This is a genomic window from Pseudoduganella sp. LjRoot289 (assembly GCF_964252925.1).
Taxonomy (GTDB): domain Bacteria; phylum Pseudomonadota; class Gammaproteobacteria; order Burkholderiales; family Burkholderiaceae_D; genus Rugamonas.
Genome location: NZ_CAXUPN020000001.1, coordinates 5347735 through 5371704 on the forward strand (window position 1 = coordinate 5347735; position 23970 = coordinate 5371704).

At 61.0% G+C, this 23970-nt stretch carries 22 protein-coding genes; 11 read left to right on the forward strand and 11 right to left on the reverse strand.

The window, feature by feature from the left end:
• Positions 1-75: 75 nt before the first annotated feature.
• Genes ACSQ8Y_RS22950 through ACSQ8Y_RS22960 form a run of 3 tightly spaced genes read left to right on the forward strand, consistent with a single transcriptional unit; the run spans position 76 to position 2242 of the window.
• Positions 76-396, forward strand: a complete 321-nt coding sequence (locus ACSQ8Y_RS22950; RefSeq protein ID WP_436268720.1) for a (2Fe-2S) ferredoxin domain-containing protein — start codon at positions 76-78, stop codon at positions 394-396.
• Entirely contained in the window at positions 396-1046 is a 651-nt protein-coding gene (locus tag ACSQ8Y_RS22955) for an alpha/beta hydrolase (RefSeq protein ID WP_436269895.1), read from the forward strand. The genes ACSQ8Y_RS22950 and ACSQ8Y_RS22955 overlap by 1 nt, the downstream gene beginning before the upstream one ends.
• A 47-nt stretch (positions 1047-1093) precedes the next feature.
• Positions 1094-2242 (forward strand): D-alanyl-D-alanine carboxypeptidase family protein, encoded by a 1149-nt coding sequence (locus ACSQ8Y_RS22960; protein WP_436268721.1) that lies wholly within the window; start codon positions 1094-1096, stop codon positions 2240-2242.
• Positions 2243-2440: 198 nt separating this feature from the next.
• Here ACSQ8Y_RS22960 and ACSQ8Y_RS22965 read toward each other — a convergent pair whose 3' ends face one another.
• Positions 2441-3808, reverse strand: coding sequence for an EAL and HDOD domain-containing protein (locus tag ACSQ8Y_RS22965; protein WP_436268722.1), 1368 nt, complete (start codon positions 3806-3808; stop codon positions 2441-2443).
• A gap of 164 nt (positions 3809-3972) precedes the next feature.
• On the opposite strand from ACSQ8Y_RS22965, the gene ACSQ8Y_RS22970 reads away from it, so the two are divergent.
• The gene (locus ACSQ8Y_RS22970) at positions 3973-4905 is read left to right on the forward strand and encodes an aldo/keto reductase (protein WP_436268723.1); all 933 of its coding nucleotides are present in this window, start codon (positions 3973-3975) and stop codon (positions 4903-4905) included.
• Between the two features lie 3 nt (positions 4906-4908).
• Here the strand turns inward: ACSQ8Y_RS22970 and pssA are convergent, their stop codons facing one another.
• A complete protein-coding gene (pssA, locus tag ACSQ8Y_RS22975; protein WP_436268724.1) occupies positions 4909-5688 on the reverse strand; it encodes a CDP-diacylglycerol--serine O-phosphatidyltransferase in 780 nt (259 codons plus the stop codon).
• Positions 5689-5835: 147 nt separating this feature from the next.
• Between pssA and ACSQ8Y_RS22980 the strand changes: the two genes are divergently transcribed.
• Positions 5836-6783 carry a CAP domain-containing protein gene (locus tag ACSQ8Y_RS22980; protein WP_436268725.1) on the forward strand — a complete coding sequence of 316 codons (948 nt, stop codon included), beginning with the start codon at positions 5836-5838 and terminating at the stop codon, positions 6781-6783.
• A 78-nt stretch (positions 6784-6861) separates the two neighbouring features.
• On the forward strand, positions 6862-7452 hold the full coding sequence (locus ACSQ8Y_RS22985; protein WP_436268726.1) for an Hpt domain-containing protein: 591 nt from the start codon (positions 6862-6864) through the stop codon (positions 7450-7452).
• Between the two features lie 14 nt (positions 7453-7466).
• Here the strand turns inward: ACSQ8Y_RS22985 and ACSQ8Y_RS22990 are convergent, their stop codons facing one another.
• The 6 genes from ACSQ8Y_RS22990 to rpmH form a co-directional block, all read right to left on the reverse strand.
• Positions 7467-7667: a hypothetical protein gene (locus ACSQ8Y_RS22990; RefSeq protein ID WP_436268727.1), complete on the reverse strand. Its 201-nt coding sequence runs from the start codon at positions 7665-7667 to the stop codon at positions 7467-7469.
• Positions 7668-8043: 376 nt separating this feature from the next.
• Entirely contained in the window at positions 8044-9423 is a 1380-nt protein-coding gene (gene mnmE / locus ACSQ8Y_RS22995) for a tRNA uridine-5-carboxymethylaminomethyl(34) synthesis GTPase MnmE (protein ID WP_436268728.1), read from the reverse strand.
• Positions 9424-9488: 65 nt separating this feature from the next.
• Positions 9489-11177 (reverse strand): membrane protein insertase YidC, encoded by a 1689-nt coding sequence (yidC, locus tag ACSQ8Y_RS23000; RefSeq protein ID WP_436268729.1) that lies wholly within the window; start codon positions 11175-11177, stop codon positions 9489-9491.
• An 11-nt stretch (positions 11178-11188) separates the two neighbouring features.
• Positions 11189-11437, reverse strand: a complete 249-nt coding sequence (gene yidD, locus ACSQ8Y_RS23005; RefSeq protein WP_436268730.1) for a membrane protein insertion efficiency factor YidD — start codon at positions 11435-11437, stop codon at positions 11189-11191.
• A complete protein-coding gene (gene rnpA / locus ACSQ8Y_RS23010; RefSeq protein ID WP_436268731.1) occupies positions 11434-11874 on the reverse strand; it encodes a ribonuclease P protein component in 441 nt (146 codons plus the stop codon). Before rnpA ends, yidD begins: the two co-directional genes overlap by 4 nt.
• 24 nt (positions 11875-11898) lie before the next feature.
• On the reverse strand, positions 11899-12033 hold the full coding sequence (gene rpmH, locus ACSQ8Y_RS23015) for a 50S ribosomal protein L34 (protein WP_082551811.1): 135 nt from the start codon (positions 12031-12033) through the stop codon (positions 11899-11901).
• Between the two features lie 369 nt (positions 12034-12402).
• Here rpmH and dnaA point away from each other — a divergent pair, with 369 nt between their 5' ends.
• The 3 genes from dnaA to gyrB all read left to right on the forward strand — a co-directional run bounded on the left by dnaA (position 12403) and on the right by gyrB (position 17683).
• The gene (gene dnaA / locus ACSQ8Y_RS23020) at positions 12403-13818 is read left to right on the forward strand and encodes a chromosomal replication initiator protein DnaA (RefSeq protein ID WP_436268732.1); all 1416 of its coding nucleotides are present in this window, start codon (positions 12403-12405) and stop codon (positions 13816-13818) included.
• 100 nt (positions 13819-13918) lie between these two features.
• Complete coding sequence (dnaN, locus tag ACSQ8Y_RS23025) at positions 13919-15025, forward strand: DNA polymerase III subunit beta (protein WP_436268733.1); 1107 nt, start codon at positions 13919-13921, stop codon at positions 15023-15025.
• Positions 15026-15181: 156 nt separating this feature from the next.
• Entirely contained in the window at positions 15182-17683 is a 2502-nt protein-coding gene (gene gyrB, locus ACSQ8Y_RS23030; RefSeq protein WP_436268734.1) for a DNA topoisomerase (ATP-hydrolyzing) subunit B, read from the forward strand.
• Between the two features lie 158 nt (positions 17684-17841).
• On the opposite strand, the gene ACSQ8Y_RS23035 is transcribed toward gyrB, so the two are convergent.
• The 3 genes from ACSQ8Y_RS23035 to ACSQ8Y_RS23045 all read right to left on the reverse strand — a co-directional run bounded on the left by ACSQ8Y_RS23035 (position 17842) and on the right by ACSQ8Y_RS23045 (position 20785).
• On the reverse strand, positions 17842-19464 hold the full coding sequence (locus tag ACSQ8Y_RS23035; protein ID WP_436268735.1) for a hypothetical protein: 1623 nt from the start codon (positions 19462-19464) through the stop codon (positions 17842-17844).
• Positions 19461-19727 carry a helix-turn-helix domain-containing protein gene (locus ACSQ8Y_RS23040; RefSeq protein WP_436268736.1) on the reverse strand — a complete coding sequence of 89 codons (267 nt, stop codon included), beginning with the start codon at positions 19725-19727 and terminating at the stop codon, positions 19461-19463. Before ACSQ8Y_RS23040 ends, ACSQ8Y_RS23035 begins: the two co-directional genes overlap by 4 nt.
• Positions 19728-19789: 62 nt before the next feature.
• Positions 19790-20785 (reverse strand): DNA cytosine methyltransferase, encoded by a 996-nt coding sequence (locus tag ACSQ8Y_RS23045; protein ID WP_436268737.1) that lies wholly within the window; start codon positions 20783-20785, stop codon positions 19790-19792.
• A 711-nt stretch (positions 20786-21496) separates the two neighbouring features.
• On the opposite strand from ACSQ8Y_RS23045, the gene ACSQ8Y_RS23050 reads away from it, so the two are divergent.
• Both ACSQ8Y_RS23050 and ACSQ8Y_RS23055 read left to right on the forward strand, forming a co-directional pair.
• Positions 21497-22102 carry a class I SAM-dependent methyltransferase gene (locus ACSQ8Y_RS23050; protein WP_436268738.1) on the forward strand — a complete coding sequence of 202 codons (606 nt, stop codon included), beginning with the start codon at positions 21497-21499 and terminating at the stop codon, positions 22100-22102.
• Entirely contained in the window at positions 22099-23949 is a 1851-nt protein-coding gene (locus tag ACSQ8Y_RS23055) for a TonB C-terminal domain-containing protein (RefSeq protein WP_436268739.1), read from the forward strand. The genes ACSQ8Y_RS23050 and ACSQ8Y_RS23055 overlap by 4 nt, the downstream gene beginning before the upstream one ends.
• Positions 23950-23970: the final 21 nt, after the last annotated feature.

A 23970-nucleotide genomic window follows, 5' to 3' on the forward strand; every position in this document is an offset into this window, starting at 1 on the left:
GCGGAGGCGCGAGCCTACAGGCCATAGGCCGCTATTGCAGGTATCATTACGCCTGAACGATTTCTCGAGGCCATCATGAGCGACAACAAACCCTTTTTCCAGCGTCACGTGTTCTTTTGCATGAACAAACGGGACGACGGCCGCAACAGCTGCGGCGACCACGGCGCGGAAACCGCGCAAAAACACGCTAAAAAGCGCTGCAAGGAACTGGGCATCAACGGCCCGGGCAAGGTGCGCGTCAACCAGGCCGGCTGCATGGACCGCTGCGAGGAAGGTCCGGTCATGGTGGTCTACCCCGAAGGCACCTGGTACACCTATGTGGACACCAGCGACATCGATGAGATCGTCGACACCCACCTGGTGGGCGGCAAAGTGGTGGAGCGCCTGAAGATATGATCAACAAGAACTCGGAAAAATTCACGCTGGCCGGCGGCGCCGGGCAGATGGAAGGCTTGATCGACCTGCCGGCGGGCGAGCCGCGCGGCGTGGCCTTGGTGGCGCACCCGCACCCGCTGTACGGCGGCACCATGGACAACAAGGTCGCCGTCACCCTGATGCGCACCTTCGTCGGCCTCGGCTACGTGGTGGCGCGCATCAACTTCCGCGGCGTGGGCGCGTCGGAAGGCGTGCATGACCGCGGCCACGGCGAAACCGACGACATGGGCCTGCTCTACCAGCACATGACGGGCAAGTACCCCGGCCTGCCGGTGGTGCTGAGCGGCTTTTCCTTCGGCACCTACGTGCAGTCGCAGCTGGGCAAGCGCCTGGCCGAGGCCGGCACGCCCGCCGAGCGCCTGGTGCTGGTGGGCACGGCCGCCAAGAAATGGGAACTGGCCGAAGTGCCGGCCGACACGATTCTGATCCACGGCGAGAACGACGACACCATTCCGCTGCAGGACGTGTTCGACTGGGCGCGCCCGCAGGACATCCCGGTGCTGGTGATCCCCGGCGCCGACCACTTCTTCCACCGCAAGCTCGGCCATATCAAGACCTGGGTCACGGCCTTGTGGAAATCCGGCCAGAAGGACGCCTCCGAGGCGGCCTGAGGCTCTATAATGTTCCGCATTGTTTTTAACCACGGCATCAAACCCACATGAAAAAATACCTCGCGGCACTCGCTACCAGCGTGCTGTTCCTGACCTCCGCCGTCGCGCAAACCCTGCCTGCCCCGACCATCGCCGCCAAGTCCTGGCTGCTGCTCGACATGACCAGCGGCCAGATCATCGCGTCGCAAGACCCGAGCATGCGCGTCGAACCGGCCTCGCTGACCAAGATCATGACGGCCTACGTCACCTTCCAGGCGCTGCGCGACAAGAAGATCGACATCAACCAGAAGGTCAACGTTTCCGTGCGCGCCTGGAAAGTGGACGCCAGCAGCTCGAAGATGTTCATCGACCCGGCGGTTCCGGTCTCCATCAACGACTTGCTGTACGGCCTGATGGTGCAGTCCGGCAATGATGCCGCCGTGGCCCTGGCCGAAGCGGTGGCCGGCGACGAAGCCACATTTGTCACCCTGATGAACCGCGAGGCGGCACGCATGGGGCTGACCCAGACCCGCTTCGCCAATGCGCACGGCCTGCCCAGCCCTGAGAACTATTCCACGGCGCAAGACCTGTCGACCTTGGCCAAGCGCGTGATTGCCGACTATCCCGAGTTCTACAAGATCGACTCGGTGAAGAGTTTCACCTACAACAAGATCACGCAGCCGAACCGCAACCGCCTGCTGTGGCTGGACCCGACCGTGGACGGCATGAAAACCGGCCACACCGAAGCGGCCGGCTACTGCATGATCGCGTCGGCGCACCGTCCGAACGGCAACTTCGGCGAACGCCGCCTGATTTCCGTGGTGCTGGGCACCGCCTCCGACGGCGCGCGCACGGCCGAAAGCCAGAAGCTGCTGAACTGGGGCTTCCAGAATTTCGACACGGTCAAGCTGTACACCAAGGGCCAGGCCATCGACACGCCGGAGATCTGGAAAGGCTCGTCGAACAAGGTGAAGATCGGTTTCGCGCAAGACGTGCTCGTGACGGTGCCGAAAGGCTTGGCTGGCAAGATGAAGCCTGTGCTCGAGCGTAAAGACCCGCTGGTGGCGCCGATCGCCGCCAACACCCGCGTCGGTTCGCTGAAGATGATGGTGGACGGCAAGCCGCTGCTGGAACTGCCGGTGGTAGCGCTGGAAGAAGTGTCGCAAGCGTCGATCTTCGGCCGCGCCTGGGACTCCGTCCGCCTCTGGCTGAAATAAGTTAACTGCCGGACAGCGGTAACTGCTGGGGTCAGGCCTGCATTCGTGCATTTTCGGTCAATTCTGAACTGCTGGGGTCAGGCGGGGCCGCCGAGGCCTGCATTCGTGCATTTTCGGTCATTCTGGAAAATGCACGATTGCAGGCCTGACCCCAGTTTTAATTCTGGAAAATGCACGAATGCAGGCCTGACCCCAGTTTTATTCGCCCATGGAATGGTGCAGGGCTTCCTGGGCCCACTGGAAGGCGTCGGTACTGGTGGCGCCAAGGGTGTCCGGGTCGATCCCTAGCGTGAGCGCCACTTCGGCGGCGCGGCCGACCTGGCTGCGCTCGATCAGCAGCTTCAGCATCAGATAGGGCCCGTAGGGGCCACCGCTTTTCAGCAGCACGTCGCGGATCGCATCCGACAAGTGCATCTTCTCCATGATGACGGCCATCGGCACCTTGAGCAGGATGTCGAACAGCGACAGCAGGCCGACCAGGAACAGCTCGTCGCGCTGCGCCTGCGGTATGTCTTCCCCCACGATCTCCAGGAAACGCGCACGCGCCAGGGCCACCTCGAGCAGCGCTTCGTCGCGCTCGTGCGTGCTGCCGAGCCGGAACATCGACACCATCAGCCAGCGGTACAGATGCGTGCGCCCCAGCACGATGATCGCTTCCTTCAGGCTGGTGATGGTGCTGTGGTGGCCGGTGCTGGGCGCGTTGGCCCAGCGCAGCACATGGAAGGCCAGGCCGGGATCCTGCTTGGCCACCTCGGTCAGCTCGCCGACTTCGGCATCCGTGCGCAACAGGTTCAGCAGGTCGATGGAAGTCAGCCGGCTCTGGTCGATTTTGGCTTCCTGGTCGACCGTGTCGGTCGTGGTGAGGAATTCACCCAGGCAGTAGTCGCAGCCCCACGCCAGGCACATGCGCTGCTCGTCCCAGGTGCCGACGCCGTCGACGGCGATCTGCATGGCCGGATAGGCGGCGCGCAACTGGCGCATCAGGTTCTGGAACTGCGGCAGCGAACTGTCGGACAGGTGCAGGAAGGCGGCGTCGCAGACGGCCAGCAGCGGCGCATCGGCGGCCGCCATCGACGCGCCGCACAATGCTGTCTTGCAGCCGGCCTGGCGCAGCGCCAGCATGCGCGCGGCCAGCTCGGCGGCCGGCAGCGCGGTCTGCCTGCGGTCGATCAGGAACATGCTGTTGGGCGTGGCCAGCGCGGCATACTGCTGCGCGGCGACGGCTTCGGGCGTGATGGGGATGACGGCGATGCGGCGCGCGGCAAAGGCGGCCAGGTCGGCCGCCCGCAGCGCTTCGAAGAACTCCCGTTCGGACGGCGCGGCGCGCTTGCCGCCGGCCTTGGCCGTGAAAAGATAGCCGCACAGGCGGTGCCGTTTGTCGACGATTTCGTCGCGGCACAGCATGGCGTCCGCGTCGGCGTAGTCCAGCTGCTCCACAGTGGCGGTCGCCGCTGCACCGCCCGCGGCAACGGGGCCGGCAGCCATCGGCACCGGCGCCCGCGCCTGGGGCGCGGCAGCGCCGGCTTCCGGCTCGTTTTTACGATTCAGGAAAGATAGCAGACCCACGTGTTGCCTCCTTGCGGCGACGCTTCCGAACGGCAAGCTTTTAACGATCATACCGCGAAAAAACGGCTCCGGATCGGCCTGCTGCTTAAAAAAGCAACAGTCTGCAAAGGTATTTCCCGGCCCGTATAATCGTTGACTCCCAGCCATATTTGAAAGCCCTCCACATGAGCCACGCCGTGCATCAACGCAGCGATCTGTCCTGCCCCGCCGTCACCACCAGCGCAGAAGGATTGCGGCTGTCACGCGTCGTGGCCGGCATGTGGCGCATGACGGAGTGGGACATGGCACCCGCGCAACGCCTGTCCTTCATCGAGCAATGCATGGCGATGGGCGTGACCAGCTTCGACCATGCGGACATTTACGGCGGCTATGGCGTGGAGGCGCTGTTCGGCGAGGCGCTGGCCCTGAAGCCGTCCCTGCGCGCGCAGATGCAGATCGTCAGCAAATGCGGCATCAAGCTGCTGGCGGCCAGCCGGCCCGAACACACCATCCAGCATTACGACACGTCGGCGGCGCACATCACCGCGTCGGTGGAGAATACGCTGCGCCAGCTGGGCACGGATTACCTGGACCTGCTGCTGATCCACCGTCCCGATCCGCTGATGGATTTCGACGAGATCGCCGCCACCTTCAAGCGCTTGCGCGGCGAGGGCAAGGTGCGGCATTTCGGCGTCTCCAACTTCAGCCGCCACCAGTTCGAAGCGCTGAACCGCCGCATCGCGCTGGCCACCAACCAGGTGGAGTTCTCGCCGCTGAACCTGGCGCCGATGTTCGACGAGACTTTCGACGGCCTGCAGGACTTGGGCGTGGCGCCGATGATCTGGTCGCCGCTGGGCGGCGGCCGGCTGTTCAGCGGCGGCGACGCGGCCGGCGAGCGCTTGCGCGCGGTGATCGGGCAAGTGGCCGGCGAGCTTCAGCGTCCGTTCGCTTCGGTGGTGTTCGCGTGGATCATGCAGCTCCCGTGCCGTCCGGTGCCGCTGACGGGGTCGGGCCGCATCGAAGCGATTGCGGAAGCCGTGGAAGCGACGCAGTTCACGCTCAGCCGCAGCCAGTGGTTCGAGATCCTGCGCGCCGCGCGCGGGCACGAGGTGGCGTGACGCCTACTCGTCGCTATACACAACCGGCGGCGCGATGCCGGTCCAGCCGTAATGCCACGCCAGGTTGAGCGCCAGCGTCAGCGCCACATACACGGCGAAGAACAGCGCGAAGAAGGCCGTGGTCAGCCACAGCAGCAAGCCTATGCAGGCCACCAGCCCCAGCAGCATGCCCACGTTGCGCTTCTGCTTGGAGCTGGGGAAGCGGACGGTGGACACCATCAGCCCGCCCACCACGAACAAGAGCACGACCACCAGGCTGGCGTGCTGCAGCGTGCGGGCCGGGTCGGGCCAGGCCACGACGGCCGAGGCAACGCAGGCGGCGCCCGCCGTGATCGGCATGCCGACGAAGTAGCGCGGGTCGGTGCGGCCGACGTTCACATTGAAACGCGCCAGGCGCAGCGCGCCGCAGGCGACAAAGAAGAAGCTGGCGATGCCGCCCATGCGCAGCAGGGTGGCGTGCTCATGGCCCAGCAGCACGAAACCGTAGCAGTACAGCAGCACCGCCGGCGCGCAGCCGAAATTCATCACGTCCGCAATCGAATCGAGCTGCACGCCGAACTCCGAACTGGTGCCGGTGGCGCGCGCCACGAAACCGTCCAGCGCATCGAACACGCCGGCCAGCACCAGCAGCACGGCAGCCATCTGGTAGTCGTGCGCGTTGCCGATGTAGGCGTTGTCGACCGAAATGACGATGCTGCCGAAGCCGCAGGCGATCGACAGCAGGGTGACGAAGCTGGGCAAGGCGAACTTGGCGCGGTGCAGGCGCTGCTTGGTTGGGGTCATCGGAGCGGAGGTAAAGGTGCGTAAACGGCTATTTTACAGCGCCATCTCGTCATCCACTGATGCTGCTCAACTGTTACAGGTGTAAGTGACGGGCCCGGCATGATGTTTTCGCTTAGAATCGAAATCAATGCTGCCACAGGAGCCGTCATGAACACCCCACACCGTTGGAACACGTCTCTCTGGGCGCTCGTGCTGGCAGCGCTGCTGTCGGGCTGCGGCGGCGGGGGCGGCGGCAGCACGGCCGGCGTCACACCTGTTACGCCATCGTCGACCTTGCCGACCGAACCGGGCGCGCCCACGCTGACGGGCAACGCCGCGCTCGACGGCTACAACTGGATCAACTACCGCCGCCAGCTGACCGGCCTGACTTCCCTGGCGCGCAACGCCCTCCTCGACAAGGCGGCGCTGGACCATTCGAACTACCAGCGGATTAACAATACCATCACCCACGACGAGATCAGCGGCAGACCAGGCTTCACCGGCGCCACGCTGGAGGCAAGGCTGCAGGCCGCCGGCTACCAGCTGGTGAGGCCGTTCGCCTTTGGCGAGGTGATCTCGGCGGCCAGCGACACGTCCGGCTTCTACCATGCGGAAGAGCTGATCACCGCCATCTACCACCGCTTCGTGATATTCGAACCGGTGTTCCGCGAGGTTGGCGCCGGCACGGCGGCCGGCAACGGCTACACCTATTTCACCGCCGACTTCGCGGCCAGCGGGGGCTACGGCCCAGGCGTGGGACGCGGCAAGCTGGCCGTCTACCCAGCCGCCAGCCAGTCCCGGGTGGCGCTCAATTTCTTCAGCGACAGCGAATCGCCCGACCCGGTGCCCAACCAGAACGAAGTGGGCTATCCGATCAGCGTGCATGCGGACATCTCGTCCGTGATCAGCGTGCAAAGCTTCACCGTACGCCCGCGCGGCGGCAACGACCTGTCGGTGCGCCTCCTGGCACGCGCCAGCGACAAGGAAACGCCGCCTTCGGTGGCCGCCATCGTGCCGCTCAACGTGCTCAAGGGCGCTACCGTGTACGACGTCACCTTCGCCGGTACGGTGGATGGGGTGCAGGCGAATCGCAGCTGGTCGTTTACAACTAAATAAAACATGTTGCAATAATCCAACTTCATCCAGCTCTGCTATCGTGTTGTATTAAACATCACGAACAGCGGGAATCCGGCGATGACACCGACACAGCACATCCTCAATACGGCGGACGGCCTGGATCGCCTGATGGGCGACGCCGACCTGTACCGGCAATTGCTGCTGCGTTTCCGCAAGGATTACCAGCACGCGGTGGCGCAGATGCGGCAGCTGCTGGCGGAAGGGATCCCCGTCGCCGCGCAGCGCAAGGCGCACAGCCTGAAAGGCGCGGCCGGCATGATAGGCGCGCAGGAGCTGCACCATCTGGCCGGGGTGACGGAAGCCGGCCTGGGCGCCTCCGGCCGGGAAGTGCACGCGGGCCTGGATTTGCTGGAGCGGGCGCTGGCCAGCCTGCTGCTGGCGATCACCTCCCACCTCGACGAGACGCAACACGATGCAGCCATGCCGGCGGCGCCGTCATCGGATGCCACGGCGGACGCACGCCCACTCATTGAGCGGCTGGCGCAGTTGCTGGACGACGGGAATGGCGAGGCGATCGATATGCTGGAACAGTCCGCCACGATGCTGGCGGCCAGCCTGGGCGTGGCGATGTTTCAGGAAGTGGCCGCGGCGGCCCACGAGTTCGACTTCGAGGCGGCGCTGGCAGCGCTGGCGCCGGCGCTGGCCTGAACTTCCAGCTACTGCTAGGCTTCCTTCGTGAACTCGGCCTCTTCGTCGAAGGCGTCGTGGCATTCCTTGCCGCAGAAGCGGCGCACGCTGTCCACCGGCCGTTCGCAGTACCAGCAAGTGCCTTTGGGCGGCAGCGTTTGTCGCGTGTAGGCGATGGGCGCGGCGGACGGCATGCCGGACGTTTCCTCAGGTAGCTTGTCTTGTAGCGATTCCACGTTATCCCCTTTCCAGGCAAACACTTTACGGCGTACAACCAGCATACTTGCATGCAACTCGCGTGCTATGAGCAGGATCAAGAACACCGTCTCCGTGCCGCAAATTCAGGTCTTGCTTGAAACTATCATAGCAGGATTGCCGGGGCGCCACTGTCGGGTTTATGTGCGTTCCCGCACCTAAAAACACAAAAAATCCGCGTGCCTAGAGTGAAGAAAAATTTTTAAATGGAAAGGCATGCGGCGATAGCATGCAAGACTTTTTTGCATCGGATTGCGCGCGCAAGAGACGCTTCGACAGGCGCACATAGAAAGGAAGTTCGGAGCAAACGCGCCAGAGCGCGCGCGTGCTGCGCGTACTCCAAACGCCAATAAATAGTTACTTTCCGATGCAGAAGCGGCCGAAGATGACGCCCAGCAGGTCGTCGGACGAGAAGGCGCCGGTGATGCTGGAGAGCTGCGACTGGGCCAGGCGCAGCTCCTCGGCGAACAGGTCGAGCGACTGGTCGCTGACGGCGGCGTGCTCGCCGGCGATGTCCAGGTGCTTGCCGGCCGACTTGAGCGCGATCAGGTGCCGCTCGCGCGCCAGGTAGAGCGATTCGCCGGTCTGCTGCCAGCCGGCGATGCGCAGCAATTCGCGGCGCAGCAGGTCGATGCCGATGTGCTCGTGCGCCGACAGATAGACCTGGGTCGCGTCCTCCATCTCATCGACGCCCGGCTTGTGGCCGGACAGGTCGATCTTGTTCCACACGCGCACCACCGGCACGCCTTGCGGGAAGTTGGCGACGATGGCTTCGTCCGCGCGCGTGGGGCCGTGGTCGGCGTCCAGCAGGTGCAGGATGACGTCGGCTTTCTCCACTTCGCCCCAGGTGCGCTCGATGCCGATGCGCTCGACCACGTCGACCTGCTCGTCCTTGCGGCGGATGCCGGCGGTGTCGATGATGTTGAGCGGAATGCCTTCGATCTGGATGGTCTCGCTGACCTTGTCGCGCGTGGTGCCGGCGATCGGCGTGACGATGGCGACGTCGGCACCGGCGAGCGCGTTCAGCAGCGAGGACTTGCCCACGTTCGGCTGCCCCACCAGCACCACGTTCAGGCCTTCACGCAGCAGCGCGCCTTGCGCCGCCTGGCGGAACACGGTGTCCAGCGCTTCCACGATGCCTTTGAGCTGCCCGCGCGCGTCCGATTTTTCCAGGAAATCGATTTCCTCTTCCGGGAAGTCCAGCGTCGCTTCGACCAGCATGCGCAGATTCGTCACGCGCTCGACCAGCGCGTGGATGGTTTTCGAGAACGCGCCGGACAGGGACTGCGAGGCCGATTTGGCGGCCGCTTCCGTCGACGCGTCGATCAGGTCGGCCACGGCCTCGGCTTGCGCCAGGTCGAGCTTGTCGTTCAGGTAGGCGCGGCGGGTGAACTCGCCCGGCTCGGCCAGGCGCAGGCCGAAGGGCTGGCCCGCTTCCAGCACGCGCGTGAGCAGCATCTGCAGCACCACGGGGCCGCCGTGGCCCTGCAGCTCGAGCACGTCCTCGCCGGTGTAGGAATGCGGACCCTTGAACCAGATGGCGATGCCCTGGTCGATGATGGTGCCGTCGGCCTGCTTGAAGGGGATGTAGGTGGCGTGGCGCGGCTGCAACGCGGTGGCGCCGAACAGGGCCTCGATCAGGCCCTTCAGGTGCTTGCCGGAGGCGCGTACCACGCCGATGCCGCCGCGGCCAGGGGCGGTGGCGATCGCGGCGATGGGGGAGGTGTCGAGTTTCATTAGTTGATTGTATTAAAAAAAAGCCCGTGCATGGCACGGGCTTTGGGACCATCTTGTTTTATGGCTTACTTTGCTTCAGCAGGCGCGTATTTTTTGGTGATCACCCATTGCTGGCCGATCGACAGCACGTTGTTCACGACCCAGTACAGCACCAGGCCGGACGGGAAGAAGAAGAACATGACCGAGAACGCCAGTGGCATGAACAGCATCATTTTCGCTTGCATCGGATCGGCAGGCGCCGGGTTCAGCTTGGTGGTGATGTACATCGAGATCGCGTACAGCACCGGCAGGATGAACCATGGGTCCGGCTGCGTCAGGTCGGTGATCCAGCCCACCCACGGCGCGCCGCGCATTTCGACCGAGGCGTTCAGCACCCAGTACAGGGCGATGAAGACCGGCATCTGCACCACGATAGGCAGGCAGCCGCCCAGCGGGTTGATCTTCTCGGTCTTGTACAGCTCCATCATGGCCTGGTTCATCTTGGTCGGATCGCCTTTGTGGCGCTCGCGGATGGCGGTCATCTTCGGCGTCACCACCTTCATGCGCGCCATGCTGCGGTAGCCGGCGGCCGACAGCGGGAAGAACAGCAGCTTGATCAGGATGGTAAAGGCGATGATGGTCCAGCCCCAGTTGTGCAGTACGCCGAACAGCTGTTCCATCACCCAGTACATCGGCTTGGCGATGATGGTCAGCATGCCGTAGTCCTTCACCAGGTCCAGGCCGGGCGAGACTTTTTCCAGCGCCTTCTCGTCCTGCGGGCCCGAGTACAGCTTGGCGCTGTTGGACACGGTGGCGCCGGGCGCCAGGGTGCCCAGCGGCTGCACCACGCCGATGGCATACACGTTCGGCTCCAGCTTCTTGGTGAAGATTTCACGCGGCAGCTTGTCCTGCGGTACGAAAGCGGACACGAAGAAGTGCTGCGAAATGGCTACCCAGCCGTTGTCGGCCTTGGTCGGGTGGTCTGCCGGCAGGGCCACGGACGGGTTCTCGGCCTGCTTAGCGGCGTGCTTTTCGATCGCCTCGAAGGTCAGCTTCTTGTACTTGTCGGCCGGGGTGTACAGCGTTGGGCCGGTGAAGCTGCTGTTGAAGTAGGAATCGCCTTCAGGCTTGTTGCCGTCGTGGACCAGCTGCAGGTACAGCTCAGGCGCGACCGGGGCGGCGCCCAGGTTGCTCACGTCGTGGCGCACGTCGATGGTGTAGTCGCCGCGCTTGAAGGTGAAGGTCTTGACCAGCTTGACGCCGCCCTGCTCCGCTTCCAGCACCACCTGCACCTGGTTGCCGTCGGCCAGCGTGCGTACGCCTGGCTTGGCGGTGAAGCCGGTGGTGTGGTTGGGTGCGTTAGGCGCGCCGACCAGGCCGGTTTGCGCCAGGTAGGTCTTGTTGGCGACCTTCTGGAACAGCACCTGGTTCTTCTTGGGGTCGACCTTGTCGTGGTGCTTGAGCAGCTCCAGGCGCACGATCTGGCCGCCCAGGGTGTCGATGTCGGCCTTCACCACGTCGGTGGTGATGGTGACGATTTCACGCTTGAAGGCGGCAGGGTCCACGGCGCCCGGCTGGGCTCCGATGGCGGCCGCGCCGGCGGCGGAGGCCACGGCGCCGGCCGAGGCGGGCACGCCGGCCTTGGCGGCCACGGCGGCCGGCGGCGCCGGCGAGAACATCGACGGTTTGCCGGTCGAGACCATCCAGTTATTCCACAGGATGACCAGCGAGACGGCGAACACGATCCACAAAATGGTACGTTTATTGATATCCATTACGGTATTTATCAGGTGTGGTTGCAACCGCAAGCGGTCGGAGAAATCTTGGTTGGGACGGGGTCTAGCCCGCCCGGATTCCAGGGATGGCAGCGGCAGACGCGGCGCGCCGCCAGCCAGCCGCCGCGTGCGGCGCCGTGCAGGCGGATGGCCTCGAGCGCGTAATTCGAGCAGCTGGGGTAGAAACGGCAACGCGGCCCCAGCATGGGGCTGATGGCCAGCTGATAGAAACGCAACAGCAGGGTCAGCAGCTTGCTCATGGTGCGGGGGCCGGCGTTGGCGCAGGCACAGGCGCGGGTTTCGCCTTCTTTTGGGAGGCGAACAGGCGCGTCAGCTCCTGGCGCAGTTCCGCCTTGAGCTTGGCCGTGGTGGCCGGGCCGTCCTTGCTGTTGACCGGGCGTGACAAACGCACCACGCAGTCGATAGCAGGCAGGCCGGTCACGCGGAACAGTTCGCGGGTGACGCGTTTGATGGTGTTGCGCGTGACGGCGCGCGGCGCGAAACGCTTGGCCACCACGACGCCCAGCCGCGCATGCGGCAACTCGTTGGGACGGGTGTACAGGACGAAGTGCGCGCTTTTTTGTGCGGGGCGCAAACGAAAAACGGATGAAAATTCATCCGTTTTAACGATGCGCCGAGCGCGTGCGAAGTCGTGTGAACCTTCGCCTGTCGAGCCGTTTGAAGGACAGCTTTCCACGCGATCAGCTAACAAGCGGATGGCTTATACAGCCAGACGCTTGCGGCCCTTGCCGCGGCGTGCGTTCAGAACTGCGCGGCCGCCACGGGTAGCCATACGTGCGCGGAAGCCGTGGGTACGCTTACGGCGTACGACGGAAGGTTGGTAAGTACGTTTCATGTTGGTCTCGCTGAAAAAGCAAAAAAATACAAAATCGGGAAAAACGTCCCGTCAGTTATTGGTGCCAATGACATTTCGCGCACCTATGCCGTCCGGCACAAGCTGGGTCCATCTCATCGCCCGCTTCAAATCCACGCTTACTCCATATTGGTTCAAGTGAATAAACACGGCATACGGGCGGGGAACCCTGAATTATCAGCATTTAGGTCCCGCTTGTCAACATCGGATGCGCCCTTTCGGTGCCTGCGAGGGCTGCCCGGATGCAAATTTTAGCGTCGTGCCTGTGGATAACTTCGGACTTCGCGGGTAGAATAGCGTGTTACGCATGGCGCACGAACGCCCCTGCGAGCCCTTACTGATAGACGATTAATGGAAAATTTTTGGCAGACCTGTTCCGCTCAACTGGAGCTGGAGCTGACGCCGCAACAATTCAGTGCATGGATTAAACCGCTGGTGCCTATCGATTTCGAAGATGGCAAGCTGCGCGTTGCTGCGCCCAATCGCTTCAAGCTCGACTGGGTGAAATCGCAGTTCGCCAGCCGCATCACCGCACTCGCCTGCCAGTACTGGGAAGCGCCGACCGAAGTGCAGTTCGTGCTCGACCCGCGCCTGCACGCGGCCAAGAAGCCGCCCGTGAGCTCGTCCGGCATCATCAGCAGCAACGCGCCGTCGGTGCCCGACATGAGCTCGGCCCGCGCCAGCGACCAGGCCGCGACCAGCCCGGGCTCGCCCGAGTACAACATCGGCAATTCGCCGCGCCGCGAGCAAAGCCGCGTCAACACCGATTTGACCTTCGACAGTTTCGTCACCGGTAAGGCCAACCAGCTGGCGCGCGCCGCCGCTATCCAGGTGGCCAACAACCCGGGCGTGTCCTACAACCCGCTGTTTTTCTACGGCGGCGTAGGCCTGGGCAAGACCCACTTGATCCACGCCATCGGCAACCAGGTGATGGCCGACCAGCCGGGCGCGCGCATCCGCTACATCCACGCTGAACAGTACGTTCGCGACGTAGTGACCGCTTACCAGCGCAAGGGTTTCGACGACTTCAAGCATTACTACCACTCGCTGGACATGCTGCTGATCGATGATATTCAGTTCTTCGGCGGCAAGAGCCGTACGCAGGAAGAATTCTTCTATGCCTTCGAGGCGCTGATCGCGGCGAAGAAGCAGATCATCATCACCTCGGACACGTATCCGAAGGAAATCACGGGCATGGACGACCGTTTGATTTCGCGCTTCGACTCCGGGCTGACGGTGGCCATCGAGCCGCCCGAGCTGGAAATGCGCGTGGCGATTCTGCTCAAGAAGGCGAAACAGGAAGGCGTGACCTTCTCGGACGACGTGGCTTTCTTCGTGGCCAAGCATTTGCGCTCCAACGTGCGCGAGCTGGAAGGCGCGCTGCGCAAGATCCTGGCGTACTCGCGTTTCCACGGCAAGGACATCACGATCGACATCGTGAAAGAAGCGCTGAAGGACTTGCTGTCGGTGCAGAACCGCCAGATTTCCGTTGAGAACATCCAGAAGACGGTGGCGGACTTCTTCAACATTAAAGTTGCCGACATGTATTCGAAGCGCCGCCCGGCCAACATTGCGCGGCCGCGGCAGATTGCGATGTATTTGGCCAAGGAATTGACGCAGAAGAGTTTGCCGGAGATCGGCGAGCTGTTCGGCGGCCGCGACCACACGACCGTGCTGCACGCCGTGCGCAAGATCGCGCTGGACCGCACCAAGAATCCGGAGTGCAACCACGAGTTGCACGTGCTGGAACAGACGTTGAAGGGCTAAGCTCCGTTCCACACGGTAGCGTAGCTGCCGGGTTTGCCTTTATCATAAGCAAGCCCGGCAACAGAATTTGTATCGTTAATTTTTCATATTGAGGATAAATATGCAATTGGTCAAAACCACCCGAGATACGCTCCTTCGGCCACTGCAGATCGTGAGCGGTATTGTCGAGCGTCGGCACACTATGCCGATTCTGGCCAATATCCTCATCCGCAAGGACGGCGACAACGTATCCTTCCTGTCGACCGACACCGAAGTCCAGATCACGACCAACGCCGCCATCGGCTCCGGCCCCGACGTGACCGGCACCACCGTGGCGGCCCGCAAGCTGCTCGACATCCTGCGCGCCCTGCCTGAATCGGGCGACGTGACGATGACCTTGCTGAACAAGCGCCTGACGGTGCAAACCGGCAAGTCCCGCTTCGCGCTGCAAACCCTGGCGGCCGAGGAATTCCCGACCGTGCAGGAAGCCGAAAGCTACAACGCCTCGTTCACGCTGCCGCAAAAAACGCTGAAGCACCTGTTCAACATGGTGCACTTCTCGATGGCGCAGCAGGACATCCGCTACTACCTGAACGGCCTGCTGCTGGTTCTGGACGGCAAGAACGTGATCGCCGTGGCGACCGACGGCCACCGCCTGGCCTTCTGCCAGGTGGAAACCGAGCAAGCGTTCGAGCGCCAGGAAGTGATCATCCCGCGCAAGACCATCATCGAACTGCAGCGCCTGCTGGAAGAGAACGACGAGCCGGTGCAGCTGGACATCGCCGCCAACCAGGTGAAACTGAAGTTCGCCGACATCGAGCTGATCTCGAAGCTGGTGGAAGGCAAGTTCCCCGACTACACGCGTGTGATCCCGAAGGGCTACAGCAACGACTTCACCATCGGCCGCGACGAGCTGCTGCGCTCCCTGCAGCGCGCCGCCATCATGACGAGCGACAAGTTCAAGGGTGTGCGCTGCATCATCACCCCGGGCAGTCTGAAGATCAGCTCCACCAATGCCGACCAGGAAGAAGCGGTTGAAGAGCTGGAGATCGACTACGGCGGCGTGAGCGTGGACATCGGCTTCAACGTGACCTATCTGCTGGACGTGCTGAACAATTTGAAGTGCGACCAGATCAACATCGCCCTCGGCGATTCGAACTCGTCCGCCCTGATCTCCATCCCCGATAACCAAGACTTCAAGTATGTTGTGATGCCGATGCGCATCTAGCCTGTCGTTCCCGCGCACGGCTAGGCGCCCCCGCGGTGACCCATGCTGAGCATCCTGGCCCGCGCGCTATGGGTCCCCGCTTTCGCGAGGACGACAGCTTGCCCGGCCGGAGGTAGTTCCGAGTCAATCAGTAATCGATATTTGAGAAAGCAGTCCATGTCCGAGAGCCATAACGAACAACCAATCCAGGCAGCCAAGGTGGAAGAATACGGCGCCGCAAGCATCCAGATCCTGGAAGGCCTGGAAGCCGTGCGCAAACGGCCCGGCATGTACATCGGCGACACCTCGGACGGCACCGGCCTGCACCACCTGGTGTTCGAAGTGCTGGACAACTCCATCGACGAATCGCTGGCTGGCCACTGCACGGAAATCCACGTCACGATCCACTCGGACAACTCGATCTCGATCACCGACAACGGCCGCGGCGTGCCGACCGGCCTGAAAATGGACGACAAGCACGACCCGAAACGCTCGGCCGCTGAAATCGTCATGACCGAGCTGCACGCCGGCGGCAAGTTCGACCAGAACTCGTACAAAGTGTCCGGCGGCCTGCACGGCGTGGGCGTGTCTTGCGTGAACGCGCTGTCAAAACTGCTCAAGCTGACCATCCGCCGCGACGGCAAAGTGCACTACATGGAATTCGTGCGCGGCGTGCCGCAGAACCGCGAAATCGAAGAGAAGGACGGCTTTGCCGTCTCGCCGATCAAGGTCATCGGCGAAACCGACAAGCGCGGCACCGACGTGCACTTCTGGGCCGACGAAGAGATTTTCAACCACGTTGAATTCCACTACGAAATCCTGGCCAAGCGCATCCGCGAACTGTCCTTCCTGAACAACGGCGTCAACATCAAGCTGACCGACCAGCGCACCGGCAAGGAAGACATTTTCGCGTTCGAAGGCGGCACGCGCGGCTTCGTGGAATACATCAACAAAGCCAAGACCACGCTGCATCCGACCATCTTCCAGGCCACCGGCGAGCGCCAGTCGGACCAGAACACCACCATTTCGGTGGACGTGTCGATGCAGTGGAACGACGCCTACAACGAGCAGGTGCTGTGCTTCACCAACAACATCCCGCAGCGCGACGGCGGCACCCACCTGACCGGCCTGCGCGCGGCGATGACGCGCGTGATCAACAAATACATCGACGAGCACGACTTCGCCAAGAAGGCGAAAGTGGAAATCTCCGGCGACGACATGCGCGAAGGCCTGACCTGCGTGCTGAGCGTGAAGGTGCCGGAGCCGAAGTTCTCGTCGCAGACCAAGGACAAGCTGGTGTCGTCCGAAGTGCGCGGCCCGGTGGAAGAGATCGTCGCCAAGACGCTGACCGACTTCCTGATGGAAAAGCCGAACGACGCGAAAATCATCTGCGGCAAGATCGTGGAAGCGGCGCGCGCGCGCGAAGCGGCCCGCAAGGCGCGCGACCTGACCCGCCGCAAAGGCGTGATGGACGGCCTGGGCCTGTCCGCCAAGCTGGCCGACTGCCAGGAAAAAGACCCGGCGCTGTGCGAACTGTACATCGTCGAGGGTGACTCCGCAGGCGGCTCCGCCAAGCAGGGCCGCGACCGCAAGTTCCAGGCCATCCTGCCGCTGCGCGGCAAGGTGCTGAACGTGGAAAAGGCGCGCTTCGAGAAGATGCTGTCGTCCGAGCAGATCACCACGCTGATCGCCACCTTGGGCACCTCCATCGGCCCGGATGAATTCAACGCCGACAAGCTGCGCTACCACCGCATCATCATCATGACCGATGCGGACGTCGACGGCGCCCACATCCGCACCCTGCTGCTGACCCTGTTCTACCGCCAGATGCCGCAGCTGGTGGAACGCGGCCACATCTACATCGCCCAGCCACCACTGTACAAGGTGAAGGCCGGCCGCGACGAGCGCTACCTGAAGGACGACGTGGAGGAAGCGAGCTACATGATGACCGTGGCGCTGAACACGGCCGCCCTGACCCCGCGCGAAGGCGCAGACGTGATCCAGGGCGAGCCGCTGGCCGAACTGGCGCGCCAGTACAACACCGCCAACGCCATCATGATGCGCTTGACGCGCGTGATCGACCGCGCCGCGCTGACCGCCATCATGACCGGCGTGACCTTGAACATGGAAACCCTGGCGCAGGCCGAGGCGTCCGCCAAGGCCATGGAAGACCGCATCGGCGACCCGGCCGTGAAAGTGACCGTGCATTCGGACGACCTGACCGAGAAGCACGGCCTGCGCATCGAGCGTATGCACCACGGCAATATCAAGGTGAGTTCGATCGACGCGGACTTCGTGCAGAGCGCGGACTACGCAACCCTGGCCAACGCGGCCGCGACCTTCGAGGGCTTGATCGGCGAAGGCGCCGTGATCCGCCGCGGCGAAGGCGAGCGCACCAAGGACTCGGCCGTGACCGACTTCCACCATGCGATGGGCTGGCTGCGTGATGAAGCGGAACGCGTGGTGTCGAAGCAGCGCTACAAAGGTCTGGGCGAGATGAACCCGAGCCAGCTGTGGGAAACCACCATGGACCCGACCGTGCGCCGCTTGCTGAAGGTGCAGATCGAGGATGCCATTGCGGCGGACCAGATCTTCACGACGCTGATGGGGGATGATGTGGAACCGCGCCGCGCCTTCATCGAGATGAATGCGCTGCGGGCTGGCAACATCGACGTATAAATTTCGGAGTCTGCAAAGGCACAGTAACTAAAAACCCCTGTGCCGTTCACAGATTCTCCATAAGGACACCACCCCAATTCGGTCGGCGCAGACATTCCGGAAAATTTTAGTCTCAGATTCGACGTATTTCCCGGGCACCGCCTTGTTTCCCATCTGCTTTACTCCTCCACGAATGCCAAAAGGGTACGTCGGGCCTCCAACGGAGTCCGACGCTGGCTGATCGGCTCAACTAACCATTGCTGCCAGTCGGGCGCTACGCCACTGCTATCGAGTGCTGATTCAATAAAATCTGCGAACGATACGAAATGCAAAGATACCAAGACGCCCTCTACTTCTATTGATTCTCGTGCACTTGATGAAATTTGATGCGCAACAAACGTAATAGATGCGGTCCAGAGTGTTATATCGGCAATACCTCCAAGTTCCTCAACACGCATTGCCATTACTTTTTTTAGCGTCCGTAAATGCTCGTCGACATACACGTCGGTTAGTTCTCCGCCGTGCGCCTCATACGCTGCAATACGGAGTTGCGTGGGATGCTGAAAATCGCAATCACCGATTTTACGCCTGCTTACATTCGTAGCGTGAACTGAGTCAGCCAATCCTCTCGCTCGCCAACCGTTGGCACGTAAGTGTTTCTGTGCAGCTATGGCATCCACGATACGTTGCTCGATGACGCCATACGTCCCTGTGTTCCCTCTACCAACATGATCGAGCAGTCTCGCAATCTGATGTGGGGTCAGTTGAGGTGGAAGCACGACAGTCAAAGGGACACTCAACCGCATTACCCGGTGAATCCAAAGCCGGATTAACCTCGCGAGTTCTCGTCGTGCCGCGAAGCTCATGGCTTCTAATCCAACCAGTATCCGCAGCAAGGAAGTAGCTCCAGGAAGCTCTCCTTGTTTTTTGCTACGTGCCCACATTGAATCAATACGTCCGACAGACTTCATGTTATTCAGAAACGGATTTCCCGCGCTGACAAGAGAAGTTGGATAAGCATTGAATAACCAACCGGCAGCCAGTCCTCGTGGACTGAATTCGTATAAATCAGTAACGGCGTGATCGTAAAACTCTGCAATCATGCACTGGTAGTGCAGAACCTGCAAATATGCTGGAAATGCGGCCAAATTTGCAGAAGGCGCCAGAATACACAGTGCATCACGGATTTGGTCGGAAAAACCCAGCGATATGGCCTCATCCGCAACAAGTTCTACAGCTGTTTCTATGTCAGCGTCAGCAAAGGTCGACAGTTCAAGGTTCTGATCCTTGGTGTAGAGTCTTGATACCTCGCCTAATGAAAGCTCGCGCTTTAATCCGACCGAGTCAATCAACAGCGTTACAGCTTGGCGGCTAAAATGAACACGCCCATCCCTTCGCTCAACCAATTTAGATATTTGCGCTGCCGAGAATAGCTCTCGCCGCGCAAGATCCACCATTAAGAACGCACTGCTCAAAAACGTACGTGCTTCTTGATGTGACATCAAATGATCTGACATCAACCGTTGATGTACGAGGAAATATTTCTCAGCCAGAGGCGGGGAAGTATCAGAATTCGCCTCCAGGAGGACAGCTTTCACTAACAAAGCTAAGCGTACGGATGGCGTCCCCTCGTCTTTCCAGTTTCCAAGATGCAACTCAATCCAGTCCCTAAAATCTGCCCGTGCGAGGCCAAGTGCACGAAACCGTGCAAGAAGAACCCGACCACATGCAGCCTCGCGCTCGACCGAAATTGGGAGCAACAGCATCCGTAAACACTGGCGAAGTTGACCTGGAGCTGTCATTTTCGACCTCCAACTGGCGCCATCGAAGATGCGCTACCAGGAAGCTCCAGGAGGGTAGATGGCGAAACGTCGAGAGCAGCAGCGAGCTTATGCAACGCCTCAAGCGTGGCGTTACGTCTTCCGCGTTCGCAACTACTAATATAAGTTCTATCGAGGCCCGCAAGATCACCTAATGTTTCTTGCGAAAAACCCGCTTGCAACCGCAATTCTCGAAGCCGAAGCCCGAAAGATGTCTTAGGATTAATATTTTCGAATGATGGCATGCATGCATCATTGTCCCGATGTGGACTTTATGTCTACGGACTATGCGTCACATGTCATTTGATTACGTCAGCGAACTAAGAAGGGCCGTTCCTACGGCCTTAGCAAGCAGAGGGGGCACTGCGTTTCCAATTTGCCTGTACTGAGCACTTCTTTGCCCCGCAAACACAAAATCCTCAGGGAAAGACTGGAGACACGCCGACTCTCTCACTGTGAGGCGTCGAACGCCACGGACCAAGCCACTGCTAGGCTGCCCTCCAGATCTCAAATGCTCATGATAATCAAGCAATATGCCGTCTCTGTCGACAATATGAGTACGATTACCGCCTGCGGACGCAGGAATGGTTTGGGATGGTTCCGCGAGATTAATTGGACGCCCACCTCCATTCACCAACATTCCCGCCCAAGGACTTGGGCGCAGAATCGGATTTTTTGCAAAGGTAACAATTGCATTATTGGGTTCATCCACCGGTGCGCGCGCTAAAACTTCGCCAGCGGAAACGAATGGGCGACATTTGGTACCGTGCGTTGCATTAGGGAAAAAAGGTGCCCCTCCCCCTTTTTTTCCAATCACAATCACGCGCATTCTTTCTTGGGCAACCCCGTATTCGGCAGCATTTAGCACTCTGTACTCAACTTCATAGCCTAGTTCCATAAGCTGAAGTATTCTGCTCTGAAAATATGGTAGATTCTTATTCGAAGTCAGACCGGCGACATTCTCCAGAAGAAACATCTTTGGCTGTATCTCTCGAATCGCACGAACAAACTCTGGGAGCATATCTCGCACATCTTGGTCGGCTTTTTGGTTTCCGGCAACAGAAAAAGGTTGACAAGGAGGACCGCCAGCCACAAGATCAATTTTTCCTCTGAATGCGTCCCATGAGATATTACGTATATCTCCTGCAATAACATTAACACCAGCAAAATTCTTCCGATAAGTTTCGCACGCCGACGCGTCAAAATCGGAAGCGGCTTTAGCCTCCCACCCCGCCATTTTCAGACCCAGACTGAGTCCTCCGGCTCCAGCAAATAAATCTACACAGGTTGGTCGCTTCATCATGCATTTCTCAATCAAGTATTTCGTGGCAATTTTGTGCGAGTGCTTTTGAGCGCAGCGGCTCGATCCGGTCGCGGCTTTCGAAGGCGCCCAGGCTGAAAAGTCGTAGCATCAACTTCAAATTTTGCGATACCCAAACCGCATAGAAATTTCGACGCGTTATCAAGCTTGAACAACCGAATATCACCACGCCGAGTTGCGAGGGTTCGCTCCACTTGGCCATAGCGAACGACTATTGAATATCCGCCAAGACGCCCAGTAACGCATGTCGATTGAATCGATTTCGTATCGACCAAGTTGCGCAGCATTGGCTCCTTGATAGTGCCCTGAAAAATTTTCATTATGGCAAATTTATGCGATCGATTGGAAAGCAAGCTCAACCAAGTAACGTTACTTGGCTCGCGCTCGCGATTATCCAATTTTTCGGCTACGACCGCAACAGAAAAAGCAACCGTAGCGCCCCCTCTGCCACACGTTGAATACAAATTATGATGGCAATTAGACAATATTGATGGATTGCATGTATTTTTGGAACTGGCTTTCGCCCAGCATGGCGGCAGTTTCAATAGATAGCGATATCAAAATCAACCGTGTGAGCTGACAAATAAAGCTGCTGCCCCTAACAGCAATCCACACAAACCTTTCGCTCAGTGTGGTCGAGTCGGGTGTACAGTAGATGTTTTTGACAACACTTGTTTCCAGAAAATTCCGATCATGCCCATGACCATCGGCTACTACAATCAAAATGCAACGCGCTTCTTTTCAAGCACTGCTGATGTGGACATGCCAGCTTTGCACGGTCGTTTTTTGTCGACCTTCGCCGAAAAAGGAAAAATCTTCGATGCGGGCTGTGGATCGGGTCGAGACACCAAAGCATTCCTAGATCGAAGCTACCGAGCGACTACCTTTGTCGCGTCAGCCAAACTAGCTCGATTGGCGAGCGAACACACTGGAATTGGTATTCCCGTTCGCAAGTTTATGGCCGTCCAAGAACAATTTTGCCACGACGGCATCTGGACCTGCGCCAGGCTGTTGCATGTCCCTCGCGGCGACATGTCGCAAACTCTGCAATTCCTCTGGGCAGCTCTGAAGCCCGACGGGACGTCCTACCTCAGCTTCAAACTGGGCACAAGTGATCGGAACCATGAGGGACGCCATTTCACAGGCGCCAATGAAGAACAGCTGTGCGACTGGTTTTCCGCTCGCCCCGACAGCCGCGGCACCGAATATTCGCTGTCCGCCGATCAATGGCCGGGTCGCCCCCCTTACGGCCGACTTGCCTGTCGGACTTCTCAACTGCTAAAAGGGTATTCAATTTGAAGACGGCCGCCTTCATGCAGCGCGAACCGTCGCGATTGAGCGCTGCGATATTGCTCTCTTTGCTAGCTCATGCGCTGCTGTTGAGCATGACCATTGGCGGTCAGACATTTGGACTTCCTAGCCTGCACTTTCCCTGGAAAGAACGGCGCCTTGAGGCCAGTGATCTGCAGGTTCTTCTTGCTCCCGCGCAGCCTACCGCGCCGACATCGGTGCCAGCACCGCCGCCTTCGGAAATCTCATCGGCAGAATTGGTCGCTCCGGTGCCCGGCGCAGTAGACAACGCCGTCATTGCGAGCAACGTGCCATTTATGGCCAAGCAAGCTCCGCCCGTCGGGCGTAGTGAAGTGGCCGCCGAAGTAATCGCACCGCCAAGTCCTCCATCGACGCCAGCAACTGTTCCACCACAGCCCCCGGAGCCGCCCATGCCGGCAGCGAAGCGTCCCGACGTGAACCTGCCGGTTGCACCCAACGCGCCGCAGGTGAGAGCACGCGCGATCCCTGTGGCGCCAGTCGGCCATATTCAGGGAAGTGAAGTACCAGAACCCAGGAATACCAGCGAACCACAACAAAAGCAGATTGAACAAGATGGGCGGGAACAAGCGCTTGAACAAGCCCGGCAAGAGCTGGAAAAACCAAATGCAGACAGACTACGCCAGGCGGAACTGACGGCTGCCGCGCAGCGGGAAGCGGCACGGCAGGAAGCCACCCGACAGCAGCAGGAACGGGCCGAGACCGCGCGGCTGGAAACTGAGCGCAAGGAAGCATCCAGACAAGAACAGGCGCGGCAAGCACAGCTGGAAGCTGCGCGACTAGACGCCAGCAGGCGCGAGGCGGCACGGCAGGAGCGGCTGCGGCAAGAAGCCGCCAGCGCCGAGCAAGCGGCCAGGAACGAAGCTACGCGAGCGGAGGCCGAACGTATAGCGCTCGCCAAACAAGAGGAACTTCGTCGGGAGGCATCGCGACTAGAGCGCGCCAAGCAGGACGAGATGGCAAGGCAGGATACGGCTCGCAAGGAGCTTGAACGCGCCGAGGCTACGCGGCTAGAGACCGAACGCCAGAACCTTGCCCGGCAAGAAGCCATGCGGCGGGAAGCGCAGCGCCAAGAGCAGGCGAGACTGGACGAGAAGGCGCGGCAGGAAGCCGCTCGCAAGGAGTTCGAACGGACCGAGGCTGCGCGACTGGAGACCGAGCGGCAGAATCTTGCGCGGCAAGAGGCCCAGCGGCGCGAGGCGCTGCGTCAAGAACAGGCAAGGCAGGACGAGAAGGCACGGCAGGCACAGAACCAGCTGGAAGCCGCGCGGCAGGAAGCGGCAAAGCAGGAGGCAGCGCGCCAGGAGTCTCCCAAGCTGACGCAGGCGCAGCGTGACCGGGCTGAGCAGGAGGCGCAACGCGAGGAACGGCTGCGCGCGATCGGCAAGCAGCTCGATGCGGAAGCGGCCCAGCGCGAGGCTGCGTCGAAGAGCCCTTCCCGTTCGCTGCTGCCCGGGGTGAGCGGCCTGCGTCGCGGCTGGCTCTTCGGCCGTGCCGACCCGAATGCCGATCTCGTTCTTTACGCGGAGGCCATGAGCAAGAAGATCGAGCTGAACATGACCTTCGACATGGTGCGCGAAGCCGTGAAGCAGCCTCACGCCCAACCGACAGTGACGGTGGCAGTCCGTGCGGACGGCTCCGTGGAAAAGGTGACGTTCCTGGTCTCTAGCGGTGTCGCTGCTATCGACGAGGCGATACGGCGAGTGGTGGCCAGCCAAGCGCCCTATGGCGCGTTCCCGCCCTCTCTGGCGCGCCAGTATGACGTGATCGAAATTCGCCGCACCTGGGTATTCGATACTGCCATTCGCCTGCAGTGACAACGGAAGTGGTCTGAGACC

Bases quoted from the DNA above. Each gene is read 5' to 3' on its own strand.
- ACSQ8Y_RS22950 (WP_436268720.1), top strand. From the start codon at position 76: ATGAGCGACAACAAACCCTTTTTCCAGCGTCACGTGTTCTTTTGCATG.
- ACSQ8Y_RS22960 (WP_436268721.1), top strand. From the start codon at position 1,094: ATGAAAAAATACCTCGCGGCACTCGCTACCAGCGTGCTGTTCCTGACC.
- ACSQ8Y_RS22970 (WP_436268723.1), top strand. From the start codon at position 3,973: ATGAGCCACGCCGTGCATCAACGCAGCGATCTGTCCTGCCCCGCCGTC.
- pssA (WP_436268724.1), bottom strand. From the start codon at position 5,688: ATGACCCCAACCAAGCAGCGCCTGCACCGCGCCAAGTTCGCCTTGCCC.
- ACSQ8Y_RS22980 (WP_436268725.1), top strand. From the start codon at position 5,836: ATGAACACCCCACACCGTTGGAACACGTCTCTCTGGGCGCTCGTGCTG.
- ACSQ8Y_RS22985 (WP_436268726.1), top strand. From the start codon at position 6,862: ATGACACCGACACAGCACATCCTCAATACGGCGGACGGCCTGGATCGC.
- mnmE (WP_436268728.1), bottom strand. From the start codon at position 9,423: ATGAAACTCGACACCTCCCCCATCGCCGCGATCGCCACCGCCCCTGGC.
- yidC (WP_436268729.1), bottom strand. From the start codon at position 11,177: ATGGATATCAATAAACGTACCATTTTGTGGATCGTGTTCGCCGTCTCG.
- yidD (WP_436268730.1), bottom strand. From the start codon at position 11,437: ATGAGCAAGCTGCTGACCCTGCTGTTGCGTTTCTATCAGCTGGCCATC.
- rpmH (WP_082551811.1), bottom strand. From the start codon at position 12,033: ATGAAACGTACTTACCAACCTTCCGTCGTACGCCGTAAGCGTACCCAC.
- dnaA (WP_436268732.1), top strand. From the start codon at position 12,403: ATGGAAAATTTTTGGCAGACCTGTTCCGCTCAACTGGAGCTGGAGCTG.
- dnaN (WP_436268733.1), top strand. From the start codon at position 13,919: ATGCAATTGGTCAAAACCACCCGAGATACGCTCCTTCGGCCACTGCAG.
- gyrB (WP_436268734.1), top strand. From the start codon at position 15,182: ATGTCCGAGAGCCATAACGAACAACCAATCCAGGCAGCCAAGGTGGAA.
- ACSQ8Y_RS23035 (WP_436268735.1), bottom strand. From the start codon at position 19,464: ATGACAGCTCCAGGTCAACTTCGCCAGTGTTTACGGATGCTGTTGCTC.
- ACSQ8Y_RS23040 (WP_436268736.1), bottom strand. From the start codon at position 19,727: ATGCCATCATTCGAAAATATTAATCCTAAGACATCTTTCGGGCTTCGG.
- ACSQ8Y_RS23045 (WP_436268737.1), bottom strand. From the start codon at position 20,785: ATGATGAAGCGACCAACCTGTGTAGATTTATTTGCTGGAGCCGGAGGA.
- ACSQ8Y_RS23050 (WP_436268738.1), top strand. From the start codon at position 21,497: ATGCCCATGACCATCGGCTACTACAATCAAAATGCAACGCGCTTCTTT.